Genomic DNA, 22,634 nt, shown 5'->3' with positions numbered 1-22,634 from the left:
CAGCAAGATGTTGCGTTTGATCAATAACTCGACTTTTCCGTGCTATTTAGCCAAGTTTTTTATCATTCTTATCGCTGTTTGGTGGAGGAATGAGCGACTGGGCACGGCCCAATAGAGCACTGACCTGTGAAATATTCGCCGCATGATTTTGTCACAGTGGTTGCTTCTTGATAGGATGCTTGAATAGCCAAAAACAATGCAAAATCGGGCGTTCCATAGCGCAAACCGATAAGTAAAGCACAAAGAGAAAAGGAAATAATATGACGATCACCATGTTCGGCATCCCAAACTGCGACACGATTAAAAAAGCCAAGAAATGGCTAGAAGCGGAAAACGTTGCTTTTGATTTTCACGACTACCGCAAACAAGGTATCGATGCGGCAATGGTGACTGAATTTTGTAACGCACTAGGTTGGGAGCAGGTTCTGAACAAGCGTGGCACGACTTTCCGTCAGCTGACTCAAGAACAAAAAGATGCTCTTAACGAAGAAAATGCAATCGCGCTGTTAGTAGAAAACCCAGCGATGATTAAGCGCCCTATCTTGAAAGTTGAAGACCAACTTCATATTGGTTTCAAAGCAGACCAATACGCGACCATTTTTAACTCTTAATTAAAGGAACACTCAAGGATGACAGACAGTCCAGTACTGGCACTCGCTAAAGACCTGATCAGCCGCCAGTCCGTAACGCCTGAAGATGCAGGCTGTCAGGATGTAATGATCGAGCGATTAAAGGCGCTTGGTTTTGAAATCGAAGTGATGGTGTTTGAGGACACCACTAACTTCTGGGCTCGCCGTGGTACAGAAGCACCACTGTTTGCTTTTGCCGGTCACACCGATGTCGTACCAGCAGGCAAGCTAGAACAATGGGACACCCACCCATTTGAGCCGACTATTATCGATGGTTACCTTCACGGTCGTGGCGCCGCAGACATGAAAGGCTCGCTAGCATGTATGGTCGTGGCGGTTGAGCGCTTTATTGCAGAAAACCCAGACCACAAAGGCTCGATCGGCTTCTTGATCACGTCAGACGAAGAAGGCCCGTTCATCAACGGTACGGTTCGCGTGGTTGAAACGCTAATGGATCGCGGCGAGAACATCGATATGTGTATCGTTGGCGAACCTTCAAGTACTGAAGTGGTTGGTGATGTCGTGAAGAATGGCCGCCGTGGCTCAATCACCGGCGATCTAACTGTGAAAGGTACGCAAGGCCACGTGGCCTACCCTCATCTTGCAAACAACCCAGTTCACCAGTCTCTAATGGCTATCCATGAACTTGCCACCACAGAGTGGGACCAAGGTAACGACTACTTCCCTCCGACTAGCTTCCAGATCCCGAATGTTTCGGCAGGTACTGGCGCGTCTAACGTGATTCCGGGTGAGTTTAACGTTCAATTTAACCTTCGTTTCAGTACTGAATTGAGCAATGAAGTGATTGTTCAACGCATCACCGAAACGCTGGATAAACACGAGCTAGACTACGATCTAAAGTGGACATTCAATGGCGACCCGTTCCTAACCGATACAGGTGCGCTACTTGATGCCGTCGTTGCGGCGGTTGATGAGGTGAACAGCACTAAGCCTGCACTTCTGACCACAGGTGGTACGTCTGATGGCCGCTTTATCGCACGCATGGGCGGCCAAGTGGTTGAGCTTGGTCCAGTAAACGCGACGATTCATAAAGTGAACGAGTGTGTGAAAGTCGATGACCTAGAGAAATTGACCGACATGTACGAGAACACGCTAAAGCACTTATTGGCAAAATAGCGCCTGCGAGTGCAGCAAGTAGTATTTAACGAGAACACCATGACACCAGAGCAACTTACCGGAATCACCGATTCGCATCTTCAATCCACGTTAGTGGGTCAAAAGGCGTTTATGCTTCATCCAGAAGTCGTCGATGGTTTGTTGAAGATGATTGAAGCCGCAACCGAAGCTGGCTTTAAGATGGAAATCGCCAGCGGCTTTCGCGATTTTCATCGCCAAAAAGCCATCTGGAACGGTAAGTTTGCCGGTGACTTAACAATCTTAGATTCCCACTCCCAACCTTTAGACAAAGCGAAGCTCAGTGATGAAGAAAAGCTGATGGCGATCCTGCGCTGGTCAGCCCTACCCGGCGGTAGCCGACATCATTGGGGTTGTGATTTTGATGTCTACGCGCGCAACTTGTTACCACCAGGCACGCAATTACAATTGGAGCCGTGGGAATACTTAGAAGGTCATCAGTTGGCGTTCTATCAATGGTTGGAAGCCAACCTAGATAGCTTTGGTTTTTTCTTCCCTTACCGCCAAGATTTGGGTGGCGTGGCGATTGAACCTTGGCACATCAGTCATAAATCGGTTGGGCTACAATGCTTAACTCATCTGACGCCCGAAGTGCTGAGAAATCAGTTAATTGAGCAAAATCAGATCGACAGCATTGCAGGGATCGACGTCATATTGAATAATTTGGATAAGGTCGTTACCAAATTCATTCACAATATCACGCCGCCGGAGGCTCTATGATCGAATTACTAACCAACCCTTGGGTCATTATCATCATAGTGCTCAGCATCGTGGTAGGTAATATCGCTGCTCTCAAGTACACCGCCAAAATGAAGTTCGGTCAGATGGATAAAGGTCGCAAGAACGATTTAGACAAACTGAACGAACTGGATAAAGAGCGCTACGATGAAAACGGAGAGAAGAAAGACGAATCTCGTTAACCTCTCTGTGAATTCAAGACAAGCTTGATAACACTTCAGGCGCTCTACCCCGTCGAGCATTCTCGTTAAAGCAAACAGCAAAAAGGGACCATTGAGGTCCCTTTTGTTTGTCTGTGTCTGACTACTTAGTTGTAGAGAGCAATTACTCTTTCACAACAGCAGCAAGTACTGGCGCCAGTGACTTCAAGAACTCTTCTTCTACTGGCTTACCAGCAGAGTCAGTAATGTTGATAGAAGTACGGTTACCCAAGTCACCAAGTAGGAAGGTGTACTTGCCAGGAGCTAGGTCGACTGGCTTCACGCCTATGTCATTCCAGAACGCGTCATCTGGTGATGCGTACTTCGCAGTCACAGTGCCTTGAGATTGGCTGCGTTCTTCAATCTTGAAGCCCATCTTAGGTAGCGTATCTGGTAGACGGTTCCAAACCACATTGTACTGAGCACGAGCAATGATAACTGGCAGACCGCTGCGGTCTTTACCCATAGTAATTGGGATGTGTTTCACGAGCTCTTGTGCTTTACGCTGGGCTTCTTCGCGGACATGTTGGTCGTAACGAGCCGTCACCAAGTTAGTCATAAACACGTTGTAACGCTCACGGTTAGTACGTGTTACTTCTTTCACTTGGTTGCCTTCACGCCAATCAATCAAGCTTACTTTAAAGCCATGGCGACCGTTCATCTCACCACGAGTAATTTCGTAGCGGCTACCGATTTCCATGTCTTCATCAGGTGAGTTCCAAGTGACCCAACCTGTCTCGATACGATTGTCCGTTTGGTTCTCTACCGGGATCTTGTTCTCTGAAACCATCTCTTGAACGGTTTGCCAAACTTTATCCAGTTCATCCTTGCGAAGCAGCCATAGTGTCACTTCACCGTCGTTGCTGCGGTCTAGGCGAGCACCAGGGATCAATTCCAATACTTGCTGAGGCGGACGAATATCAACTTCTTTACCGGTACCACCCGCATAGTTTCCTTGAGGAATACGGTAGTTAGGGTAAAACTGAGGTTGAGCACCTGCCGGTACACTCCACTCTTCCAGAGCTGGTGTGTTCAAATACTCGAAGTCGTCCTTTGCTTGACGACGCTGGTTGGCACCACCTGAACAGGCAGTCAATACGAATACAGCTAGTGAACTTAACACTAACTGGCTTGAAAGCTTCATTTATACTCCTAAAACACTGAGGGCCTACTTGCCCCCAGCATGAACTTCAATCCTAGCAACTCAATCTTAATAAATACCGGCGTCTGTTAGCGCCTGTTCCACGACTGGCTGCGATTTTTCAGAAAGTGGGGTCAAAGGAAGACGCAATTCACCCTCTTCAATTAAACCAAGCTTGTGTGCTGCCCATTTTACTGGGATTGGGCTTGATTCCACGAATAGGTTTTTATGCAGAGTCATCAAACGTTCGTTGATCACTTCTGCTTCGTCGAATTTACCTTCACTTGCCAAATGGAACATGTCTGCCATGTCTTTCGCTGCGATATTGTTCGTTACCGAGATAACGCCGTGACCGCCAAGTTTAACAAATTCTAGGCCAGTCGCATCATCACCACTTAGTAAGATAAAATCTTCGCCACAAAGTTCACGGTGAAGTGCAATTCGGCTCAAATCGCCTGTCGCGTCTTTCAGTGCCACGATATTATCAAGCTTTGACAAGCGTGCCACTGTCTCAGGAGACATATCTACTGCAGTACGACCCGGTACATTGTACAAAATTAGAGGTACGTCACTCGCTTCTGCGATTGCTTTGTAGTGTAGGAACAAACCTTCTTGAGTTGGTTTGTTGTAGTAAGGTGTTACGCTCAGGAAGCCAGAGATACCAGAATCAGCCAATAATTTGCTGAATGTAACTGCTTCGTGGGTCGCATTTGCACCCGTACCAGCAATCACTGGGATACGACCGTTTGCAAACTCAACGGTTTTATTTACGACCTTTACATGCTCTTCAATGGTTAGAGTCGCTGACTCACCTGTGGTGCCAACTGCGACAATACCGTCTGTACCTGCTTCAACATGGTACTCAACAAGCTTTTGTAAACTATCAAAGTCTACTTCACCATCTGCTTTTAGTGGTGTAATCAGCGCTACGATACTTCCTGAAAACATGTTTATCTCCCTCATTTTACTCTTTCTGCATGGTACTGTAATGCGATTGACAAACACAAGAGCGTAAACTCGCTTACAAAGTACAAATGAATGAATAATTATCAGTTGTTAGAGGTCTCGCAACTAAAATGTGAATTTTGTTCTCAATCCTAGCCATTCTGATAATTGTGTTTAATGGCGATACGCCGTGAGCAAGCTGAGCTCGCCACTTTAAATTAGGCGCGGAATATACTCTCTCGTCATGAGGCTCAAGTCAGCGTTGAGTGAATTAATAGAACGCCTCGCAAGCAAACTGTTCACTTAATCAACAAAGCGTTTTAACAAGTTTAAAAAAAGAACTGACTCGACATTTCTGTGCTGTATCTGTGCTACCATCTCTCTATTGAAAGAAAGGACAAGAAGCTCATTTATGAAGCAACATCTGGTACTTACAGCGGTTGGAAAGGATCGTCCGGGCATATGTAACCAAGTGGTTAAGCTCGTCACACAAGCTGGCTGTAACATTGTCGATAGCCGTATCGCTATCTTTGGTAACGAATTTACGCTTATCATGCTGCTTACTGGGAACGCCAGTAATGTCACTCGCGTCGAGACACAATTGCCACTTCTTGGGCAAGAACACGACCTCATTACCATCATGAAACGCACGTCAGCACATGAGTTGCTCGACAACAGCTACACGATGGAAGTGTTCATTGAATCTGAAGATCGCATCGGCCTAACTGAAAAGTTCACACAGTTCTTCGCCGATAAACAGATTGGCCTACATTCTCTTAGTGCGCAAACCATCAGTAAATCTAAAATCCAATTGGATGCGGATCAGTTCCACATCGCGATCACCGCTTCAGTGAGCGCTGACTGCAATCTGATGCAATTACAAGAAGATTTCGATGAACTTTGTAACACGCTCAACGTACAAGGTTCTCTGAATTTCATTAAAAATAATCTATAAGTAAAGGACATAACCATGAATACGCTGACAGCAGGCTCGCCAGCGCCAGCCTTCTCTTTGCTCGACCAAGATGGCAACACCGTTTCTCTCGGTGACTTCAAAGGTAAAAAAGTTCTGTTTTACTTCTACCCGAAAGCAATGACGCCGGGTTGTACCACTCAGGCGAAAGGTCTGCGTGATGTAAAAGCAGAGCTAGACGCACACAACGTTGTGGTATTGGGCGTTAGTATCGATCCAGTAAAACGCCTTGGTAAATTCATCGAACGTGATGAGCTGAACTTCACTCTACTTTCTGACGAAGACCATGCGGTTGCTGACCAGTTCGGCGTATGGGGCGAGAAAAAGTTCATGGGCAAGGTGTACGATGGTCTTCACCGTATCAGCTTCCTGATCAACGAAGAAGGCGTGATTGAACACGTGTTCAACAAGTTCAAAACTAAAGACCACCATGAAGTGGTTGTGAACTACTTAAAAGAAAACGCGTAAGCTTTAGTTTTCATCCGCATATCAAAAAGCCCAGCAATCGCTGGGCTTTTTATTGGAATTCATTTCTAGTCTTGTATCGGCTCGTTTTCTTCGGTGCTTGGCAAGGCGTTCCATACCGCCTTCACTAGCGTTGCCAATGGAATCGCAAAGAACACACCCCAGAATCCCCACAATCCACCAAATACCAGTACAGCAACGATAATAGCAACAGGGTGAAGGTTTACCGCTTCTGAGAAAAGCACAGGGACTAATACATTACCGTCTAGTGCCTGAATAATGCCGTAAGCGACCAATAACCAGTAGAACTGTGGTGTAAGACCCCATTGGAACAAACCGACAATCGCAACAGGCACAGTCACCGCAGCCGCACCGATGTATGGGATCAGTACTGACAAACCCACCGCAACAGCAAGTAATGCAGAGTAGCGCAGGTCTAGAATCGCAAACGTCACGTAGCTCACGCCACCTACGATAAGGATTTCTAAGACTTTACCGCGAATGTAGTTAGAGATTTGCTCGTTCATCTCATGCCACACTTTGTTCGCTAGCTTACGGTTTTTCGGCAGAATGCCACTTGCCATGCTCATCATCTCTTCTTTGTCTTTCAACAAGAAGAACACCAACAGCGGAACAAGGATCAGGTAAACCGCTAACGTTGCCAAACTAACCAAAGAAGCCAGTGAGCCCTTCACAACACTCTCACCCAAGCCAATCGCTTGGTTCTTCGCGTTAGTCACGACGGTTTCGACAATTTGTAAGTTTGCTAACTCAGGGTAGCGCTGTGGCAAAGTTGCAATAAACTTTTGCAGCCCCGCATACATATTCGGGATGTCGTTGATTAAGTTTCCGACCTGAGTCCAAATGGTCGGCACTAAACCAAATACGGCAATCAGCATCAAACCAATAAAGATGAGAATGACGGTAATCACAGAGAAGGTACGAGGAATACCCAAACGGCACATTTGTGTCACTGGCCATTCAAGTAGGTATGCAAGAACGATCGCCACCAACAATGGCGCAATCAAATGCCCGAAGAAGTAAATAGTGATAAAACCGAACAGCAAGATCGCCACTAGGCTCACTGCATGTGGGTCAGAAAAGCGTCGCTTATACCAACGACTTACCATTCAAGCATCTTATGAAGGTTCCTTATTGAATACTGTCAAAGTGAAGTGTTCTGGCGAAGCTTGGCAATCCACCGTATAACCTTGGTGACGCAAATACTTCACGATGTCGTGTTTAGAGCTTTTGTCCACCACTTGAATGACAAGCTGATGATATTGCGGTGTTTCTCCCTGAAACACATCTGCAGCGTGACGCTTAGCAAGTAACAGTGCCATAGGGCAGCGTTGCTCACGCAAATCGAGTAACATGGATTCCATTGTATTGCTCTGCACTTGTGATAGGGTTGTATTGTAACGGCTTTTTGAGCTGGTGCTAGTGATTTAAGCGTAGACGACAATGACTTCTAAATTAACAATTTAAAGTTATGTGTATGACAATTTACGAAACCAATTCGTTTATCTTCGGTCTTATTGCTAGCATATTCATCCGACACGGATGACCATAAAGCCTGTGCTGACGTTGAAAGGAATTCATCTCTCAAGCACAGACTCGGTATTTTGGAGAATCTTTAAACCGTATGTTAAAACGCACTCGCTCGCTAGTTTGTTTATGCCTTGCTGCTGCATTGAGTACACCTGCGCCGATTTACGCCAATAGTCTCGACCTCCCTGATATTGGTACGGCAGCTGGGGGCACGCTAACAATCGATCAAGAGTTGATTTACGGCGACGCCTACATGCGTATGCTTCGATCAAGCAGTCCTATTGTTAGCGACCCTGTCATCAATGAATACATTGACACCCTCGGTCACCGTTTGGTCGCGAATGCGAATGACGTAAAAACTCCGTTTCATTTTTTCATGATTCGAGATCGCAACATCAACGCATTCGCCTTCTTTGGCGGTTACGTTGCTCTGCACTCGGGTCTGTTTTTACATGCTCGTACCGAAAGTGAACTGGCCTCTGTTGTCGCGCACGAAATCGCGCACGTCACACAGCGCCACCTCGCACGAAGCATGGAAGAGCAAGCACGTCGTTCTCCGGCAACGATGGCTGCATTAGCTGGCGCGCTGTTACTCGCCATTGCCGCCCCAGAAGCAGGCATGGCAGCCGTAACGGCAGCAACCGCGGGCAACATGCAAAGCCAAATCAACTACACCCGCTCAAACGAAAAAGAAGCCGACCGTTTTGGTATCGCGACACTGGCAAAAGCAGGCTTTGACGCACAAGCAATGCCACGTTTTTTTGGTCGCCTAGCGGATGAATATCGCTACGCCAGCAAGCCACCACCAATGCTGCTGACTCACCCATTACCAGAAGACCGTATTACCGATAGCCGAGCACGTGCCCGAGCTTACCCGCCAATGCGCATCATGCCTTCGATTGACTACCATTTGACGCGAGCTCGTATCGTTGCGCGTTACGCAGGTATCGATGGACAAGCTGCGATGGGGTGGTTTAAACGTACTCAGAAAAAAGCCTCACCAGAAATCATGCCATCGTTTGATTATGGACGTGCGCTGGTTCACTTAGATAACAAACGCCTGAGCGAAGCAGAACCGCTGCTGAAAAAGCTGCTACAACAAGACCCTGGCAACCCATTCTACTTAGACGCAATGACAGATTTGTACATTGCGCAGAAAAAGCCACAAAAAGCGGTCGATATGCTGAGCAGCGCACTAAAACGTAATCCGCAAAACAACGTCCTAACCATCAACTATGCCAACGCATTACTTGAGGCGAAGAAAGACGAAGAAGCAGTACGTATTCTGCAGCGCTACACTCACGATAACCCAGAAGATACCAATGGTTGGCACCTGCTTTCAAAAGGCAACCACGCTCTGGGCAACAATGATGAAGAACTCGCCGCACGTGCCGAAATTTTGGCATTGCGAGCAAACTGGAACAAAGCGATCCAGTATTATAGTGAAGCAAGTAAAATTGCTGAGTTGGGCAGCTTGAAACAAGCTCGATATGATGCTCGTATCGACCAACTGATGATCCAAAGAGATCGATTCATGGCATTACAATAACGAAATGGAGAAAACCATGTCAGTCGTGATTTATCACAACCCTCGTTGCTCGAAGAGCCGTCAAACTCTCGAACTGCTTGAGCAAAATGGTGTAACACCGGAAGTGGTTAAATACCTAGATACACCGCTTAATGTTGAACAACTGAAAGCACTTTACGCTCAACTTGGTTTTTCTTCAGTACGCGAAATGATGCGTACCAAAGAAGACATTTACAAAGAGCTAGCACTTGGTGACGCCTCAGTGACTGATGAGCAGCTTTTCCATGCAATGGCGCAAAACCCTAAACTGTTCGAGCGCCCTGTTGTGGTTGCAAACGGGAAAGCGAAGATCGGTCGTCCACCAGAGCAAGTGTTGGAAATTCTGTAAATGGATTGCCAGATCCTCATTTTGTATTTCAGCCGTCATGGCTCAACAAAACAGCTGGCAAGACAGATAGCAAGAGGGGTCGAATCGACTCCTCATTGCGAAGCGATTTTGCGTACAGTTGAAGAATTGTCACCTCACTCACATACCCCTTCTGATCCAATTGTTACTCTAGATGAATTGAAGCAGTGCGATGGTCTCGCGTTTGGCAGCCCAGTATGGTTTGGCAATATGGCAGCGCCGCTCAAGCACTTTTGGGATCAAACCACACCTTTGTGGGTGAATGGCGACCTTATCGATAAACCAGCCTGTGTGTTTACCTCATCGTCTTCAATGCACGGTGGTCAAGAGACGACGCTGCAGAGCATGATGACCCCACTTCTGCATCACGGCATGATGGTGTTGGGTATTCCTTACTCAGAGCCCGAACTGCACACCACAAAGTCTGGTGGTACGCCTTACGGGGCAAGCAGTGTAGGACACGAACCAAGCCTTACTGCAGAAGAGATTCGTCTCGCACAACAATTAGGAAAACGACTGGCAACCGCAGCGCAAAAGCTCAAAGGAAGTCAGTAAGCTCAAGGATAAGTAAATCGATGTCTGACATTATCGACCAACCACCTCTCAGCACACGCACCCAAACCTATCGCTACATGGCACTATTTGGCAATTTGGCGTTATTGGCTTGGGTCGCAATTTGGCAACTAGCCCTTTCCCCTCACCCGCATCTAAGCAGCACTACGCTGGCGATTGCGTGGTGTATCCCTCTATTATTGCCGCTTCCGGGTATCCTTGCGGGCAAGCCTTACACGCACGCGTGGGCAAACTTCGTCTTAATGCTTTACTTCTTGCACGCCCTAACGATTCTGTATGTTGATGGCGGTGAGCGATGGTTAGCCGTTGTGGAGTTAGCGCTTACCTCACTTGGCTTCGTCGGCAATATCCTGTTTGCACGAGCACGAGGTAAAGAATTAGGTTTGAAGCTAAAACGCTTGTCTCAAGTTGAGAAAGAAGAGAAAGCGAAGTTCAATAAGTAATAAGTAATAAGTAATAAGTAATAAGCTCAGAGACATCCAGCTTCAGTGTCTGCATGATATTCACCAATGTAATGTTGGAAATGTAGCTACCTTATTTAGGACGGTACATACATAAAAAGAGTCGCACTAGGCGACTCTTTTTTGTTCGTTTTTTATTGAACACGAGTTAAGTCAGATGATCTTCAACCACGTCTGTTTCTAGCACTGGCGCGATTTCTGACTCTTCCTCTACTGGCTCAGCTTGAGTACGCACAGGCGCCTTCCACTTATAGATCAAGTCGTATTGCACTGGTGCTGGCTGAGCGATCACAGGCTGCTCTGGCTGAGCCTGCTCGTTCGCCGTATCGAGTTCAACCACATTCGCCGTTTGACCTTCTTCTGACTCTGCTGGCAATTGTGCTGGTTGAGCAGGTTCTACCGGAAGCTGCACTGGTGTTGCTGGTTCCATACCCACCATCGGATCTTCAGTCACTTCTAACGGACGAATCGAAGACGCTTCTTGCTCAAACGCCTGCTGTGAGGCCAATAGATGAATCGTTAGCGTCACTTGGTTGCCTTGAATACGCTTGATTTCCGTACCCGCTACCGAGTTAAGCTTGGTTAGCGAATTCTCTAGCTCAAAGAAATCAATTGCTGATTCAACGTTCAGTACTTTCACATCTAGGGCTTTAGACGATTTGCTTGAAACCACCACCGCACTCTTCTTCGCGTAGTAATCAGCAATACCGCCCATCATCGCAGGAATCGCATTCGCACCTGATGCAGAACCACTGCGTGGAGACTGCTTTGATTCAGACAATTGTGCTGGTGATTGGTCGTACAGAGTCCAGCGAAGCTTATCGCCTTGAACGCGTACGATCAGTACCGCATCGACCGGGTAACGTTGGCTCGCTTGGCTAATTGGATCAACGAAATCACCCCAAAGGTCAGACACGTTCACACCCGTCACATCATCAAAATCACCCACAGGCATAGTGACCGGTAAACCACGCGCTTGTGCTGCTTCACGCAACGCAGCTGCACTTGCTGAATCTGAGTGCTCCCACGTAATCGTGCGATCGTAGCCCTGCTCTTCTACCATCCACACCAAAATGTTGGCACGGTTTGGTGACCACAATGGAAGCTGAGCTTGAGTCAGCAGTGAACGGATTTGGCCGCTGTTAAACAGCATCTTCAAGCTGTTTTGACCATCAATTTGGCCGTAACCAAGTTGAGAAATATAGCGAGAACTTGAACCCACTGCTTTCTTAATTACTGGGTTGCTAAGGGAAGATTGGCTGCCTGTCGCACGCACAATCACATCTTGCATACCTTGTTGACGAGCGAGTTCTTCGCCGTCTTTTTGCTCACCGTCGATCGCCACTTCGGCACGATAGATATCCACCTGAGTTAATGCATAAACTGGCAGAGACAACCAACCTATCAATAAGAGAGCTAAATAGCGCATAGTTTTCATAATCCTCTGAACAAGAACACGCATGATAAGCAACTATCAAAACTTGAGCAAGAAGAGTACTGAGTGAATTGTCGGTATTCTGACCAAGTTAAAACCCACTATGAGAACAAACTATTCCTTTCAATTATCAATCCATCCAAAAATTTGATCTAAGTAACATTGCAATCGATTGCCGTAGTGATAATATTCCGCGGATTTGTCTGCGTATCTCTGAATAGGAAATAATTATGAAAAATGCGTTACAAGGCGCTCAGATGCTCTTTGTCGCTTTTGGTGCTCTCGTGCTGGTACCACTACTGACTGGCCTTGACCCAAACGTTGCGCTATTTGGTGCTGGTGTCGGTACCCTTCTTTTCCAACTGATTACTAAACGTTCTGTCCCAATCTTCCTTGCCTCTTCTTTTGCGTTTATTGCTCCTATCATGTTCGGTATCCAAACTTGGGGTATCGGTGCAACCATGGGTGGCTTAATGGCTGCAGGTTTGGTTTATGTGGCTCTGGGCGCAATGATCAAAGTACGCGGTGTTGGCTTCATCCATAAGATTCTGCCACCCGTTGTGGTTGGCCCAGTTATCATGGTGATTGGCCTTGGTCTGGCACCTACGGCAGTAAACATGGCAGTAGGTAAAACTGGTGACGGCGCAGTGCAGCTTATCAATGGCGATGCGGCAGTTATCATCTCAGCAGTATCACTGCTAACAACGATTGCGCTGAGCGTGTTTGCGAAAGGTTTCCTAAAGCTGGTTCCTATCGTTGGCGGTATCTTGGCAGGTTACTCTGTTTCTCTATTCTATGGCGTTGTGGATTTCACTCCGGTAGCGCAAGCGGCTTGGCTAGCAATGCCAAACTTCACCGCACCAGAGTTCAACATCAATGCGATCTTATTCATGATCCCAGTGGCTATTGCTCCAGCAGTAGAGCACGTGGGTGACATGCTAGCGATTTCAAACGTAACGGGTAAAAACTACCTCAAGAAACCGGGTCTGCACCGCACCATCGCAGGTGACGGGGTAGCAACAATTGCGGCTTCTATGGTTGGCGCGCCACCAAACACCACTTACAGCGAGGTAACCGGTGCGGTAATGCTAACGAAAGCATTCAACCCAGTGATCATGACATGGGCAGCTATTACAGCAATCGTCCTTGCTCTAGTCGGCAAGCTTGGCGCGATTCTTCAAACGATTCCAGTTCCAGTTATGGGCGGCATCATGATTCTACTGTTTGGCTCTATCGCAACCGTTGGTCTAAACACACTGATTAAGAACAACGTTGACCTGCACAAATCACGTAACCTAGTGATCGTAGCGGTAACGCTAGTATTTGGTATCGGCGGTATGGCTTTCGGCATTGGCGAGTTCAGCCTACAAGGTGTAAGCCTATGTGGTATCGTTGCAATCATTCTTAATCTAGTGCTACCACACGACCTTGGTGAAAACCACGTAGTAGATAATGCACAGATGGAAGAAGACAACGCGAAGTAAGTATGGTGCGGCTTGATTGATTTAAGTCGCCCTTCCTGATCTCGTATCTCGTATCTCGTATCTCGTAGCTAACTTTCAAATAGCAGAGACAAAAAAAGGCTTGGTTTTCACCAAGCCTTTATTTTTGAATTCAGTAAAAACAATAATGCTTATTGAGTACCGAAGATCTTGTCACCTGCATCACCAAGACCAGGAACAATGTAACCTTTGTCGTTTAGCTTCTCATCGATTGCCGCTGTGTATAGCTCAACATCTGGGTGCGCTTTTTCTAGTGCTTCGATACCTTCAGGAGCCGCTACAAGAACAAGAATCTTGATTGCCTGACAACCTTTCTCTTTTAGAAGATCGATTGTTGCGATCATAGAACCACCTGTTGCAAGCATTGGGTCAACAACTAGAGCGATACGCTCATCGATGTTAGAAGCAAGCTTGTTGAAGTATGGTACTGGCTCAAGTGTTTCTTCATCACGGTAGATACCTACAACACTGATACGTGCGCTTGGCATGTGCTCAAGAACGCCATCCATCATACCTAGACCTGCACGCAGGATTGGCACTACTGTTACTTTCTTACCCTTGATTTGGTCAACTTCTACAGGACCATTCCAACCTTCAATGGTTACTTTCTCTGTTTCAAAGTCTGCAGTCGCTTCGTAAGTAAGTAGGCTACCGACTTCTGTCGCTAACTCACGAAAACGCTTCGTGCTGATGTCACCTTCTCGCATTAGACCGATTTTGTGTTTCACTAGAGGGTGTTTAACTTCAACAACTTTCATTTCCATCTCCGGCTTTATTGGCAATATTTAAACAAACCTTCAGATTATACATGATTTTTGCAGGGATATCAGGATAGATCACCAAAGAAAAAAACCGACGCAAACGTTTGCTATCTGTATTTAACCACTGGTAGAATAGCGCCGTTTTCATATCCAACTTAAAAACCGAGGACTTCCCTGTGAGTGGTAACAACTCTTCTCTTAGCTATAAAGACGCTGGTGTAGATATTGATGCAGGCAACACGCTTGTAGATCGTATTAAAGGTGCGGTTAAGCGTACTCGTCGCCCTGAAGTGATGGGTGGTATCGGCGGTTTTGGCGCATTGTGTGAATTGCCGACAAAATACAAACAACCTGTACTGGTCTCTGGTACTGATGGTGTAGGTACAAAACTTCGCCTAGCGCTGGATATGAACAAGCACGACACTATCGGCGTTGACCTAGTGGCAATGTGTGTAAACGACCTAATCGTTCAAGGTGCTGAGCCTCTATTCTTCCTAGACTACTACGCAACAGGCAAACTAGACGTAGACACAGCGGCAGACGTGGTTTCTGGCATTGCTGATGGCTGTGTTCAAGCAGGCTGTGCACTTATCGGTGGCGAAACGGCTGAAATGCCGGGCATGTACGAAGGCGAAGACTACGACGTTGCTGGCTTCTGTGTTGGCGTAGTAGAAAAAGAAGACGTAATTGACGGCACCAAAGTAGCAGCAGGCGATGCACTTATCGCGGTTGGCTCAAGCGGTCCACACTCAAACGGTTACTCTCTTATCCGTAAGATCCTAGAAGTTTCTGGCGCAGATAAGAACGAAGAGCTAGCAGGTCGTACTATCGGTGAACACCTACTAGAACCAACGAAGATTTATATCAAATCAGCACTTAAAATGATTGAGAAGCACGACATCCACGCGATTTCTCACATTACAGGTGGTGGCTTCTGGGAAAACATCCCACGCGTACTGCCTGAGGGCACTAAAGCCGTGATCGACGGTAACAGCTGGGAATGGCCAATCATCTTCAAATGGCTACAAGAGAAAGGCAACGTTGAAACGCACGAAATGTACCGTACGTTCAACTGTGGTGTTGGTCTAATCGTAGCACTACCTAAAGACCAAGCTGAAGCGGCGGTTGCACTACTTAAAGAAGAAGGCGAAAACGCATGGGTGATTGGTGAAATCGCTCAAGCAGAAGCCAATGAAGAGCAAGTTGAAATCCAATAACTTGCGAATCAAGCTCAAAAAATAAAAAGAATGAGGACGCGATGTCCTCATTCTGCTATCTGGAACATCGAAAACCATTCTAATAGTAGGTAGTTTAGCGGATACGCACTTCAAACCTACAGTAGCAAGGCAGTCTCAACATCATGAAAAACATAGTGGTCCTCATTTCGGGTAACGGCAGTAACCTTCAAGCCATCTTGGAAGCTTGCGAAGACAGTATGCCAAATGCACAAGTCGCGGCGGTGTTCTCCAACAAAGCTGATGCTTATGGTTTAGAGCGTGCAAAACAGTTTGATGTGAATGGGCATTTTGTCGATCCAAAAGCATTCGAATCACGTGAAGACTTTGATGCTGAACTGATGAAACAAATCGATGAATACCAACCGGACGTGATTGTGCTTGCAGGTTATATGCGTATTCTCAGTGGCGCGTTTGTTTCCCATTATCTGGGTAAGATGATCAACATCCACCCTTCTCTATTGCCTAAGTATCCGGGTTTACACACCCACCAGCGCGCGATTGATGCAGGCGATAAAGAGCACGGCACTAGCGTACACTTTGTCACAGAAGAGTTAGACGGCGGCCCTGTGGTACTGCAAGCCAAAGTACCCGTATTTGAAGACGACGATGCCGATGCACTCGCTGCACGCGTTCAGACTCAAGAACACAAGATCTACCCAATGGTCACTAAGTGGTTAGTCGACGGGCGATTATCGATGACCGAAGGCAAAGCGTATCTCGATGGTTTTGAACTTGATGCTCAAGGCTACGCCGCCGAGTAGTTCTCACTCCAAACGACACATAAAAAAGGCAGCTATCAAGCTGCCTTTTGTTATTTTAAATCTTATAAGCTTGGTTCAATGAAGCCGTAGTCAGACTAGAAACCAAAACCAACAACCTAAAAGTCCCTGACACCACCTTGGCAATACAACACTCGGGCAGTAGATTCTGAATCTGACTCGTTCCTCGTCGTTCAGAATGACACTGTAGGTACAGAGAAATAAGCTTAACTTCAATCACTTACGTCATTCCAGCGAGCCTTGGCGAGACTAGGAATCTACTATCAGCACGCTAAGAAGTAAGAATGCTCATCCGTATCCACCCTCGGTTTAAAACGCATAAAAATAAAGCTCGTGATTAAGCGAGCTTTATTTAGTTATTCAGTGTCCGAAACCATTACTCCAACGGTTCGGTCGGTGCTTGGTTACCCGGCTTCGGCGCGGCAAACGGCACATCCGCTAACGCTTCAGCGTTATTCAGCACCAATTCACCAACATGGAACAAGCCGTACTCGCCCGGCTTCATGCGATGCCATGTCTCATTCCCCGTTAACGGTTGAGTCGCAATCACAGAAACCACATCGTTTGGCGTTGTCTCTTCTTGGAAGTTGATTTCTACATCTTCATCCAACAGCGAGGCCTTACCAAATGGAGCACGACGCGTGATCCAGTACAAATGGTTGGTACAGTAAGTCATCACAAACTCACCATCGCTGAGCAGCATGTTAAACACGCCCTTCTCTTTCAGCTTGTCGCAGCACTTTGCAACATAGATAAAGACCGCTTCCATATCCTGAGGAGGTTCAGGAAACTTATCTTCCATCTGCTTTAAGAGCCAGCAAAACGCCATTTCACTGTCCGTTTGCCCCACCGGACGATGACGCCCTGTGTGCAAATCTTGGTAATCAGTCAGTTGACCATTGTGTGCAAATGTCCAGTAACGCCCCCAAAGCTCACGCGTAAACGGATGGGTGTTTTCGAGATTCACACCACCTCGGTTAGCTTGACGAATATGGCTCACTACAGCACGACTTTTGATCGGGTAGTTTTGCACCAATTCAGCAATCTGAGAGTCACAACTTGGGTTGGGATCTTTGAAAGTACGGAACCCCTTTCCTTCATAGAAAGTGATCCCCCAACCATCACGATGCGGGCCAGTGCGACCACCGCGCTGCATCAATCCTGTAAAACTGAAACAAATATCTGTTGGAACATTTGCGCTCATGCCGAGCAATTCACACATGGTTTAACGAACTCCTTGCCTTAAAACACAACTAAGCCAGCATTTGGCTTAGTTGTAAATCTTATTCCATCTCTTTTTCGATCAACTGAATAATGATGTGGATGATCTTAATGTGCACTTCTTGAATGCGGTCTGCGTAGCCAAAGTGTGGTACGCGGATCTCGATATCAGCAAGACCAGCCATCTTACCGCCATCTTTGCCCGTTAACGCAATTGTCTTCATGCCTTTCGCTTGTGCCGCTTCAATCGCTTTTAGGATGTTGCCTGAGTTGCCAGAAGTCGACAAACCAAACAGAACGTCACCTTTGCGGCCTACTGCTTCTACGTAACGAGAGAATACGAAATCGTAACCAAAGTCGTTACTCACACAAGAAAGGTGGCTTGGATCTGAAATAGCGATACCAGCGTAACCTGGGCGGTTTTCACGGTAACGACCTGTTAGCTCTTCTGCAAAGTGCATAGAGTCACAGTGAGAACCACCGTTACCGCACGACAACACTTTACCATCTTGCTTGAATGAGTCAGCAATCATTTTCGCTGCTGCTTCGATTTGCGCGATGTTGTGGTCATCACTTAAAAACTTATTCAGAACTTCAGCAGCTTCGTTTAATTCACTTCTAATCAGATCTTGGTACATAAGACGTTCTCTTTATTATCTCGGCCACAGCAGTGAGGTTGAGCCTCTCGCTTGGCAAATTGTTCTGATGTGAAATTCACACCGGACAGTTCATTACTCTGAGTTTACCCACAAACGAGAATTAGTGTCGATAGCGAAGCAACAGATTTGGATTTATCACGGTAATAAACTTGTTAACTTGCTTACGAAATCATCACCCAACTCTCAACTTTAGAATTTTAACTCTACTTAGATCACTTTTTGCTCAATCTCAGAATTTACATTTATTTAATATTTTGATTACACTTATAGTACTGGTTAGACCTCTTACCAAAATACAGACGTACAACATAATTAAAGTCTGAAAAGGAAAAAACATATGGACATCTTGCTCTCAATCGTAGCGATGACAGTTGTATTAGGCATTACGCTTTACCACAGAATGTCACTCGTGAAATCCGTCAGCCTGCTAACAGCTGCCATGCTAGCACTGACAATCGCAGGCTCAGTTGGTTTTATTGGCTGGGCACTTTACGTTCTTGCCGTTGCAGTGTTTGCGGTTTCTGGCATTCGCCAATCCCTCATTAGCCGCAAAGCACTGGTGATGTTTAAGAAAGTCCTACCTGCTATGTCTCAAACCGAGAAAGAAGCACTGGACGCAGGTACAGTGTGGTGGGAAGCCGAGCTATTCAAAGGCAAACCTGAATGGCAAAAACTTCACGCAATTAAAGCGCCTAAGCTGAGCAAAGAAGAGCAAGCCTTCCTAGATGGCCCAGTAAACGAAGTGTGTGCCATGGTGAGTGATTTCCAAGTAACACACGAATTGGCCGATCTACCACCAGAAGTATGGCAATACCTGAAAGACAACAAATTCTTCGCCATGATCATCAAGAAGAAATACGGTGGCCTAGAATTCTCAGCGTACGCGCAATCTTTAGTACTGCAAAAACTGACTGGTGTTTCTGGCGTACTGTCGTCAACCGTTGGTGTGCCTAACTCATTAGGCCCAGGTGAGCTACTGCAACACTACGGTACTGAAGAACAAAAAGATTACTACCTTCCTCGCCTAGCAGAAGGTAAAGAGATCCCATGTTTTGCACTGACTAGCCCAGAAGCAGGTTCCGATGCGGGTTCTATCCCAGATTACGGCGTGGTATGTAAAGGCGAATGGCAAGGTGAAGAAGTCCTTGGTATGCGTCTAACTTGGAACAAGCGTTACATCACTTTAGCACCTGTCGCAACTGTACTTGGTCTTGCATTCAAACTGCGCGACCCAGAAGGCCTGCTTGGCGATCAAGAAGATCTTGGTATCACTTGTGCTCTGATCCCAACTGACCTTAAAGGCGTTGAGATTGGTAACCGTCACTTCCCGCTTAACGTACCATTCCAAAATGGTCCAACTCGCGGTAAAGACATCTTCGTACCGATGGACTTCATCATCGGTGGTGAAAAAATGGCAGGCCAAGGCTGGCGTATGCTGGTTGAGTGTCTATCGGTTGGTCGTGGTATCACGCTACCTTCAAACTCAACAGGCGGCATCAAAACAGCAGCGATGGCAACAGGCGCTTACTCACGTATTCGTCGTCAGTTCAAACAGCCTATCGGTCACATGGAAGGTGTGGAAGAGCCATTAGCACGTCTAGGTGGTAACGCCTACGTAATGGATGCAGCGAGCAACTTAACCGTGGCAGGTATCGATCTAGGTGAAAAACCTTCGGTTATCTCAGCTATCGTGAAATACCACTGTACGCATCGCGGTCAACAAAGCATCATCGACGCGATGGATATCGTAGGTGGTAAAGGCATCTGTATGGGTCCTTCTAACTTCCTAGCGCGTGGTTACCAAGGCGCACCAATCGCGGTAACCGTAGAAGGTGCGAACATTTTAACTCGTTCAATGATCATCTTCGGTCAGGGCGCGATTCGTTGTCACCCTTACGTTCTTGAAGAGATGAACGCAGCATATTCTGACGCGGGCGATGCCGTTGAGAAGTTCGACAAAGCACTAGCGGGTCACGTGAGCTTCACCATGAGTAACCTCGTTCGCAGCATCTGGTTTGGTCTAAGTGATGGTCTCGGTTCAACGTCGCCAACCAAAGACGCAACCAAGCGTTACTACCAACAATTGAACCGTTACAGCGCAAACCTTGCTCTGCTATCGGATATCTCAATGGCTGTTCTGGGTGGTTCGTTGAAACGTAAAGAGCGTTTGTCAGCACGTCTTGGCGACATTCTAAGCCAACTATACCTTGGCTCTGCTACGCTAAAACGCTTTGAGCAAGATGGCCGTCCGGTTGAAGATTTGCCACTAGTACACTGGGGCTTGCAAGACAGCTTGAAGCAAACTGAAGCGGCGATTGATGAGTTCCTAGCGAACTTCCCAAACAAAGTGATTGGTCGTGCACTGCGCGTATTGATCATGCCATTTGGCCGTGTACGTAAAGCGCCAAGCGACAAGCTAGACAGCAAAGTAGCTCGTATTCTACAAACGCCAAGTGCAACACGTTCGCGAATTGGTCGTGGTCAGTACCTAGAACCAACAGAGCACAACGCAGCAGGTAAGATTGAGCTGGCACTGTCTGTGATTCTTCAAGCTGAGCCTGTGTTTGACAAGGTATGTAAAGCGCAAGGTAAACGCCGTCCATTCATGCGTCTGGATATGATTGCTCAAGAAGGTCTAGAGCAAGGCTTCATTACTCAAGAAGAAGCTGATTTGCTGAGAGAAGCAGAACAGCATCGCCTAGACACCATCAACGTGGATGACTTTGAACCGGAGCTATTGGCCGCAAAGCCACTGTACCCTCAGATGGAAAACGTCGCTTGAGTGAATAATCGCTTAGACGATAAATAGGAAAGCAAAACGGGAGCCGCTGCTCCCGTTTTTTATTGAATCTCTGCTAAGCACAACACGGTGTTAGCAAAGAAGCGCTTATTGTTCGTTATTGTCTTCAACGATAAACGACTGTTCAATTCTGCGCAGTTCTTCCTGCTCTTTCAGCTTAAGTTCTTCTTGAAGCGTCGCTTTGCGTTCGTTCAATGCTTTCTTCTCTGACTTGGTCAGGAACTTCACAGCCTTTTTGTTCGCTAATGCGTACGCAACGACATCTTCACCTTTTTCACGACGTTCACTCACGCGTTGCGAGAAACGTTCGTTGTCACGTGCTTTACGTTCAGCTGAAGTTAATTTGCTCATTTTTATGCCTTTAATAAGAATACAGCAGCCCAATTGCTGCCCTCAGGTAAACAAATGAGAAGTCATTCATATAGCTGATGGCGTGAGTCTAGCATAGATATGTAAAGGAACAGCTAAGTGATTGTGTGTGCGTACTAGAACCTACTGCCGGGTGCTCTGTAGAGGGTGAAGAAACAAACGCCCCAGCGCGCTGACAATAGATTCTTAGTCTCGCTGGGGCTCGCTAGAATGACGGTTTACTTTGAGTTATCAGGTTACTACACGCACAGTGTTTCTAGATTTCCGTCATTCTGAACAGTGAGGAACGAACGTGATTCAGAATCTACTTTCCACGTGTTCCTTAGATAATGACGCCCCAAAGTCCTAGAGCGCTGATAGCAGATTCTTAGTCTCGCTGGAGCTCGCTAGAATGACGGTTTACTTTGAGTTGCTAGGTTACTATACGCAAAGTGTTCCTAGGTTTTCGTCATTCTGAACAGTGAGGAACGAACGTGATTCAGAATCTACTCACCAATAGAGCTTAACTAGGCAGATAAAAGATCCGGCTTGGAAAAACATCCGCCAAACACTCTTACTCCGTAATAGATGTACGTCGCTCTAAAACTCGACATTCCATGTTCAAGACATATTTGACGCAGAAGCCTATCCGCTTGCTCTCGACTGCTTTGCGGCAATACTTCCTCCCTCATGAGCTGATACAACGCATCATGTACCAAAGACGCCTTGAGGATGTTTTGAGTATCAATCGCTGGCCCACTCGCCCCATCCCATGAATAGCCTTTCTTAATCGTCAACAAACCTTGCTCAGATAGACTCAGAAACGGGCTATCGAAAGGCTGCGCGAGGGTGATACCGGTTTCAATCTGTTCTTCGGAATGAAGGTTGTATTTGTATGCCTGACGTTTTTTGTACTTCATCAGAGACCTCCCTATCACCGAGCGGGTGCGGCGACACTATACCTAGAGCCTGTCTGCTAGTTTCTTTAGGTAGTTTTTTGCCAACTCACTGTTGTCACGAATCAGCCATTAAACACTATCAAATAGTGCTATAAACAAATACACCATTACGGAATGGTTAAAATCGAAATTAAAAAAGGAAGAACTCAGGAGCCTTCCTTTTAACA

At 46.6% G+C, this 22,634-nt stretch carries 24 protein-coding genes; 14 read left to right on the top strand and 10 right to left on the bottom strand.

All coding sequences use genetic code 11. The features are described 5' to 3' along the window. Nucleotides 1–260: 260 nt before the first annotated feature. From KHO06_RS05285 to KHO06_RS05270, 4 genes are read left to right on the top strand one after another with little or no spacing between them, the layout of a single operon-like run. A complete protein-coding gene (locus KHO06_RS05285) occupies nt 261–611 on the top strand; it encodes an ArsC family reductase (protein ID WP_005433033.1) in 351 nt (116 codons plus the stop codon). A gap of 18 nt (nt 612–629) precedes the next feature. Beyond that, entirely contained in the window at nt 630–1,766 is a 1,137-nt protein-coding gene (gene dapE, locus KHO06_RS05280; protein WP_010650096.1) for a succinyl-diaminopimelate desuccinylase, read from the top strand. Between the two features lie 39 nt (nt 1,767–1,805). Continuing rightward, complete coding sequence (locus tag KHO06_RS05275; RefSeq protein ID WP_212582445.1) at nt 1,806–2,504, top strand: M15 family metallopeptidase; 699 nt, start codon at nt 1,806–1,808, stop codon at nt 2,502–2,504. Next, nucleotides 2,501–2,704, top strand: a complete 204-nt coding sequence (locus tag KHO06_RS05270) for a DUF2897 family protein (protein WP_005433031.1) — start codon at nt 2,501–2,503, stop codon at nt 2,702–2,704. Before KHO06_RS05275 ends, KHO06_RS05270 begins: the two co-directional genes overlap by 4 nt. A 142-nt stretch (nt 2,705–2,846) precedes the next feature. Here KHO06_RS05270 and bamC read toward each other — a convergent pair whose 3' ends face one another. Both bamC and dapA read right to left on the bottom strand, forming a co-directional pair. Further along, on the bottom strand, nt 2,847–3,866 hold the full coding sequence (gene bamC, locus KHO06_RS05265; protein WP_212582208.1) for an outer membrane protein assembly factor BamC: 1,020 nt from the start codon (nt 3,864–3,866) through the stop codon (nt 2,847–2,849). A 66-nt stretch (nt 3,867–3,932) separates the two neighbouring features. Then, on the bottom strand, nt 3,933–4,811 hold the full coding sequence (gene dapA, locus KHO06_RS05260; protein WP_103410638.1) for a 4-hydroxy-tetrahydrodipicolinate synthase: 879 nt from the start codon (nt 4,809–4,811) through the stop codon (nt 3,933–3,935). Nucleotides 4,812–5,220: 409 nt separating this feature from the next. Between dapA and KHO06_RS05255 the strand changes: the two genes are divergently transcribed. Continuing rightward, a complete protein-coding gene (locus KHO06_RS05255) occupies nt 5,221–5,763 on the top strand; it encodes a glycine cleavage system protein R (RefSeq protein ID WP_005433038.1) in 543 nt (180 codons plus the stop codon). A gap of 15 nt (nt 5,764–5,778) precedes the next feature. Then, a complete protein-coding gene (gene bcp / locus KHO06_RS05250; protein WP_005433058.1) occupies nt 5,779–6,249 on the top strand; it encodes a thioredoxin-dependent thiol peroxidase in 471 nt (156 codons plus the stop codon). Between the two features lie 65 nt (nt 6,250–6,314). On the opposite strand, the gene KHO06_RS05245 is transcribed toward bcp, so the two are convergent. Together KHO06_RS05245 and KHO06_RS05240 are read right to left on the bottom strand one after the other, a co-directional pair. Beyond that, nucleotides 6,315–7,376 (bottom strand): AI-2E family transporter, encoded by a 1,062-nt coding sequence (locus tag KHO06_RS05245; protein WP_182053575.1) that lies wholly within the window; start codon nt 7,374–7,376, stop codon nt 6,315–6,317. A gap of 9 nt (nt 7,377–7,385) precedes the next feature. Beyond that, a complete protein-coding gene (locus KHO06_RS05240; protein WP_005433029.1) occupies nt 7,386–7,622 on the bottom strand; it encodes a sulfurtransferase TusA family protein in 237 nt (78 codons plus the stop codon). A 269-nt stretch (nt 7,623–7,891) separates the two neighbouring features. Here KHO06_RS05240 and KHO06_RS05235 point away from each other — a divergent pair, with 269 nt between their 5' ends. The 4 genes from KHO06_RS05235 to KHO06_RS05220 are packed head-to-tail and all read left to right on the top strand — an operon-like array spanning nt 7,892 to nt 10,747. Continuing rightward, nucleotides 7,892–9,346: a M48 family metallopeptidase gene (locus KHO06_RS05235; protein ID WP_005433075.1), complete on the top strand. Its 1,455-nt coding sequence runs from the start codon at nt 7,892–7,894 to the stop codon at nt 9,344–9,346. A 16-nt stretch (nt 9,347–9,362) separates the two neighbouring features. Further along, entirely contained in the window at nt 9,363–9,713 is a 351-nt protein-coding gene (gene arsC, locus KHO06_RS05230) for an arsenate reductase (glutaredoxin) (protein ID WP_212582207.1), read from the top strand. Continuing rightward, the gene (gene wrbA / locus KHO06_RS05225) at nt 9,714–10,286 is read left to right on the top strand and encodes an NAD(P)H:quinone oxidoreductase (RefSeq protein ID WP_005433010.1); all 573 of its coding nucleotides are present in this window, start codon (nt 9,714–9,716) and stop codon (nt 10,284–10,286) included. It abuts the gene before it with no gap. A gap of 20 nt (nt 10,287–10,306) precedes the next feature. Next, entirely contained in the window at nt 10,307–10,747 is a 441-nt protein-coding gene (locus tag KHO06_RS05220) for a DUF2069 domain-containing protein (protein WP_005432995.1), read from the top strand. Between the two features lie 166 nt (nt 10,748–10,913). Here KHO06_RS05220 and KHO06_RS05215 read toward each other — a convergent pair whose 3' ends face one another. Continuing rightward, entirely contained in the window at nt 10,914–12,194 is a 1,281-nt protein-coding gene (locus KHO06_RS05215; RefSeq protein WP_212582206.1) for a DUF2066 domain-containing protein, read from the bottom strand. Nucleotides 12,195–12,430: 236 nt separating this feature from the next. Between KHO06_RS05215 and KHO06_RS05210 the strand changes: the two genes are divergently transcribed. Then, a complete protein-coding gene (locus KHO06_RS05210; protein WP_045381631.1) occupies nt 12,431–13,684 on the top strand; it encodes a uracil-xanthine permease family protein in 1,254 nt (417 codons plus the stop codon). A 149-nt stretch (nt 13,685–13,833) separates the two neighbouring features. Here KHO06_RS05210 and upp read toward each other — a convergent pair whose 3' ends face one another. Continuing rightward, a complete protein-coding gene (gene upp / locus KHO06_RS05205) occupies nt 13,834–14,460 on the bottom strand; it encodes a uracil phosphoribosyltransferase (RefSeq protein WP_005533963.1) in 627 nt (208 codons plus the stop codon). A gap of 179 nt (nt 14,461–14,639) precedes the next feature. On the opposite strand from upp, the gene purM reads away from it, so the two are divergent. Both purM and purN read left to right on the top strand, forming a co-directional pair. Further along, nucleotides 14,640–15,680: a phosphoribosylformylglycinamidine cyclo-ligase gene (gene purM, locus KHO06_RS05200; protein ID WP_212582205.1), complete on the top strand. Its 1,041-nt coding sequence runs from the start codon at nt 14,640–14,642 to the stop codon at nt 15,678–15,680. A 143-nt stretch (nt 15,681–15,823) separates the two neighbouring features. Continuing rightward, a complete protein-coding gene (gene purN, locus KHO06_RS05195) occupies nt 15,824–16,462 on the top strand; it encodes a phosphoribosylglycinamide formyltransferase (protein ID WP_077200297.1) in 639 nt (212 codons plus the stop codon). A 394-nt stretch (nt 16,463–16,856) separates the two neighbouring features. On the opposite strand, the gene KHO06_RS05190 is transcribed toward purN, so the two are convergent. Both KHO06_RS05190 and lpcA read right to left on the bottom strand, forming a co-directional pair. Beyond that, the gene (locus KHO06_RS05190; RefSeq protein WP_212582204.1) at nt 16,857–17,702 is read right to left on the bottom strand and encodes a class II glutamine amidotransferase; all 846 of its coding nucleotides are present in this window, start codon (nt 17,700–17,702) and stop codon (nt 16,857–16,859) included. Between the two features lie 61 nt (nt 17,703–17,763). Continuing rightward, a complete protein-coding gene (gene lpcA / locus KHO06_RS05185; RefSeq protein WP_005436835.1) occupies nt 17,764–18,339 on the bottom strand; it encodes a D-sedoheptulose 7-phosphate isomerase in 576 nt (191 codons plus the stop codon). 358 nt (nt 18,340–18,697) lie between these two features. On the opposite strand from lpcA, the gene fadE reads away from it, so the two are divergent. Next, nucleotides 18,698–21,142, top strand: coding sequence for an acyl-CoA dehydrogenase FadE (gene fadE, locus KHO06_RS05180; RefSeq protein ID WP_182053572.1), 2,445 nt, complete (start codon nt 18,698–18,700; stop codon nt 21,140–21,142). 105 nt (nt 21,143–21,247) lie between these two features. Here the strand turns inward: fadE and KHO06_RS05175 are convergent, their stop codons facing one another. Next, a complete protein-coding gene (locus tag KHO06_RS05175) occupies nt 21,248–21,511 on the bottom strand; it encodes a hypothetical protein (protein ID WP_047481390.1) in 264 nt (87 codons plus the stop codon). A 524-nt stretch (nt 21,512–22,035) separates the two neighbouring features. Next, nucleotides 22,036–22,428 carry a DUF1353 domain-containing protein gene (locus KHO06_RS05170; protein ID WP_212582203.1) on the bottom strand — a complete coding sequence of 131 codons (393 nt, stop codon included), beginning with the start codon at nt 22,426–22,428 and terminating at the stop codon, nt 22,036–22,038. Nucleotides 22,429–22,634: the final 206 nt, after the last annotated feature.

Origin of the sequence: Vibrio sp. B1FIG11 (genome assembly GCF_905175335.1) — a bacterium.
In the GTDB taxonomy this organism is placed as follows: Bacteria; Pseudomonadota; Gammaproteobacteria; order Enterobacterales; family Vibrionaceae; genus Vibrio; species Vibrio campbellii.
Note: the sequence above shows the minus strand (reverse complement) of the source record. Positions and strands in the feature narration are given on the sequence as shown.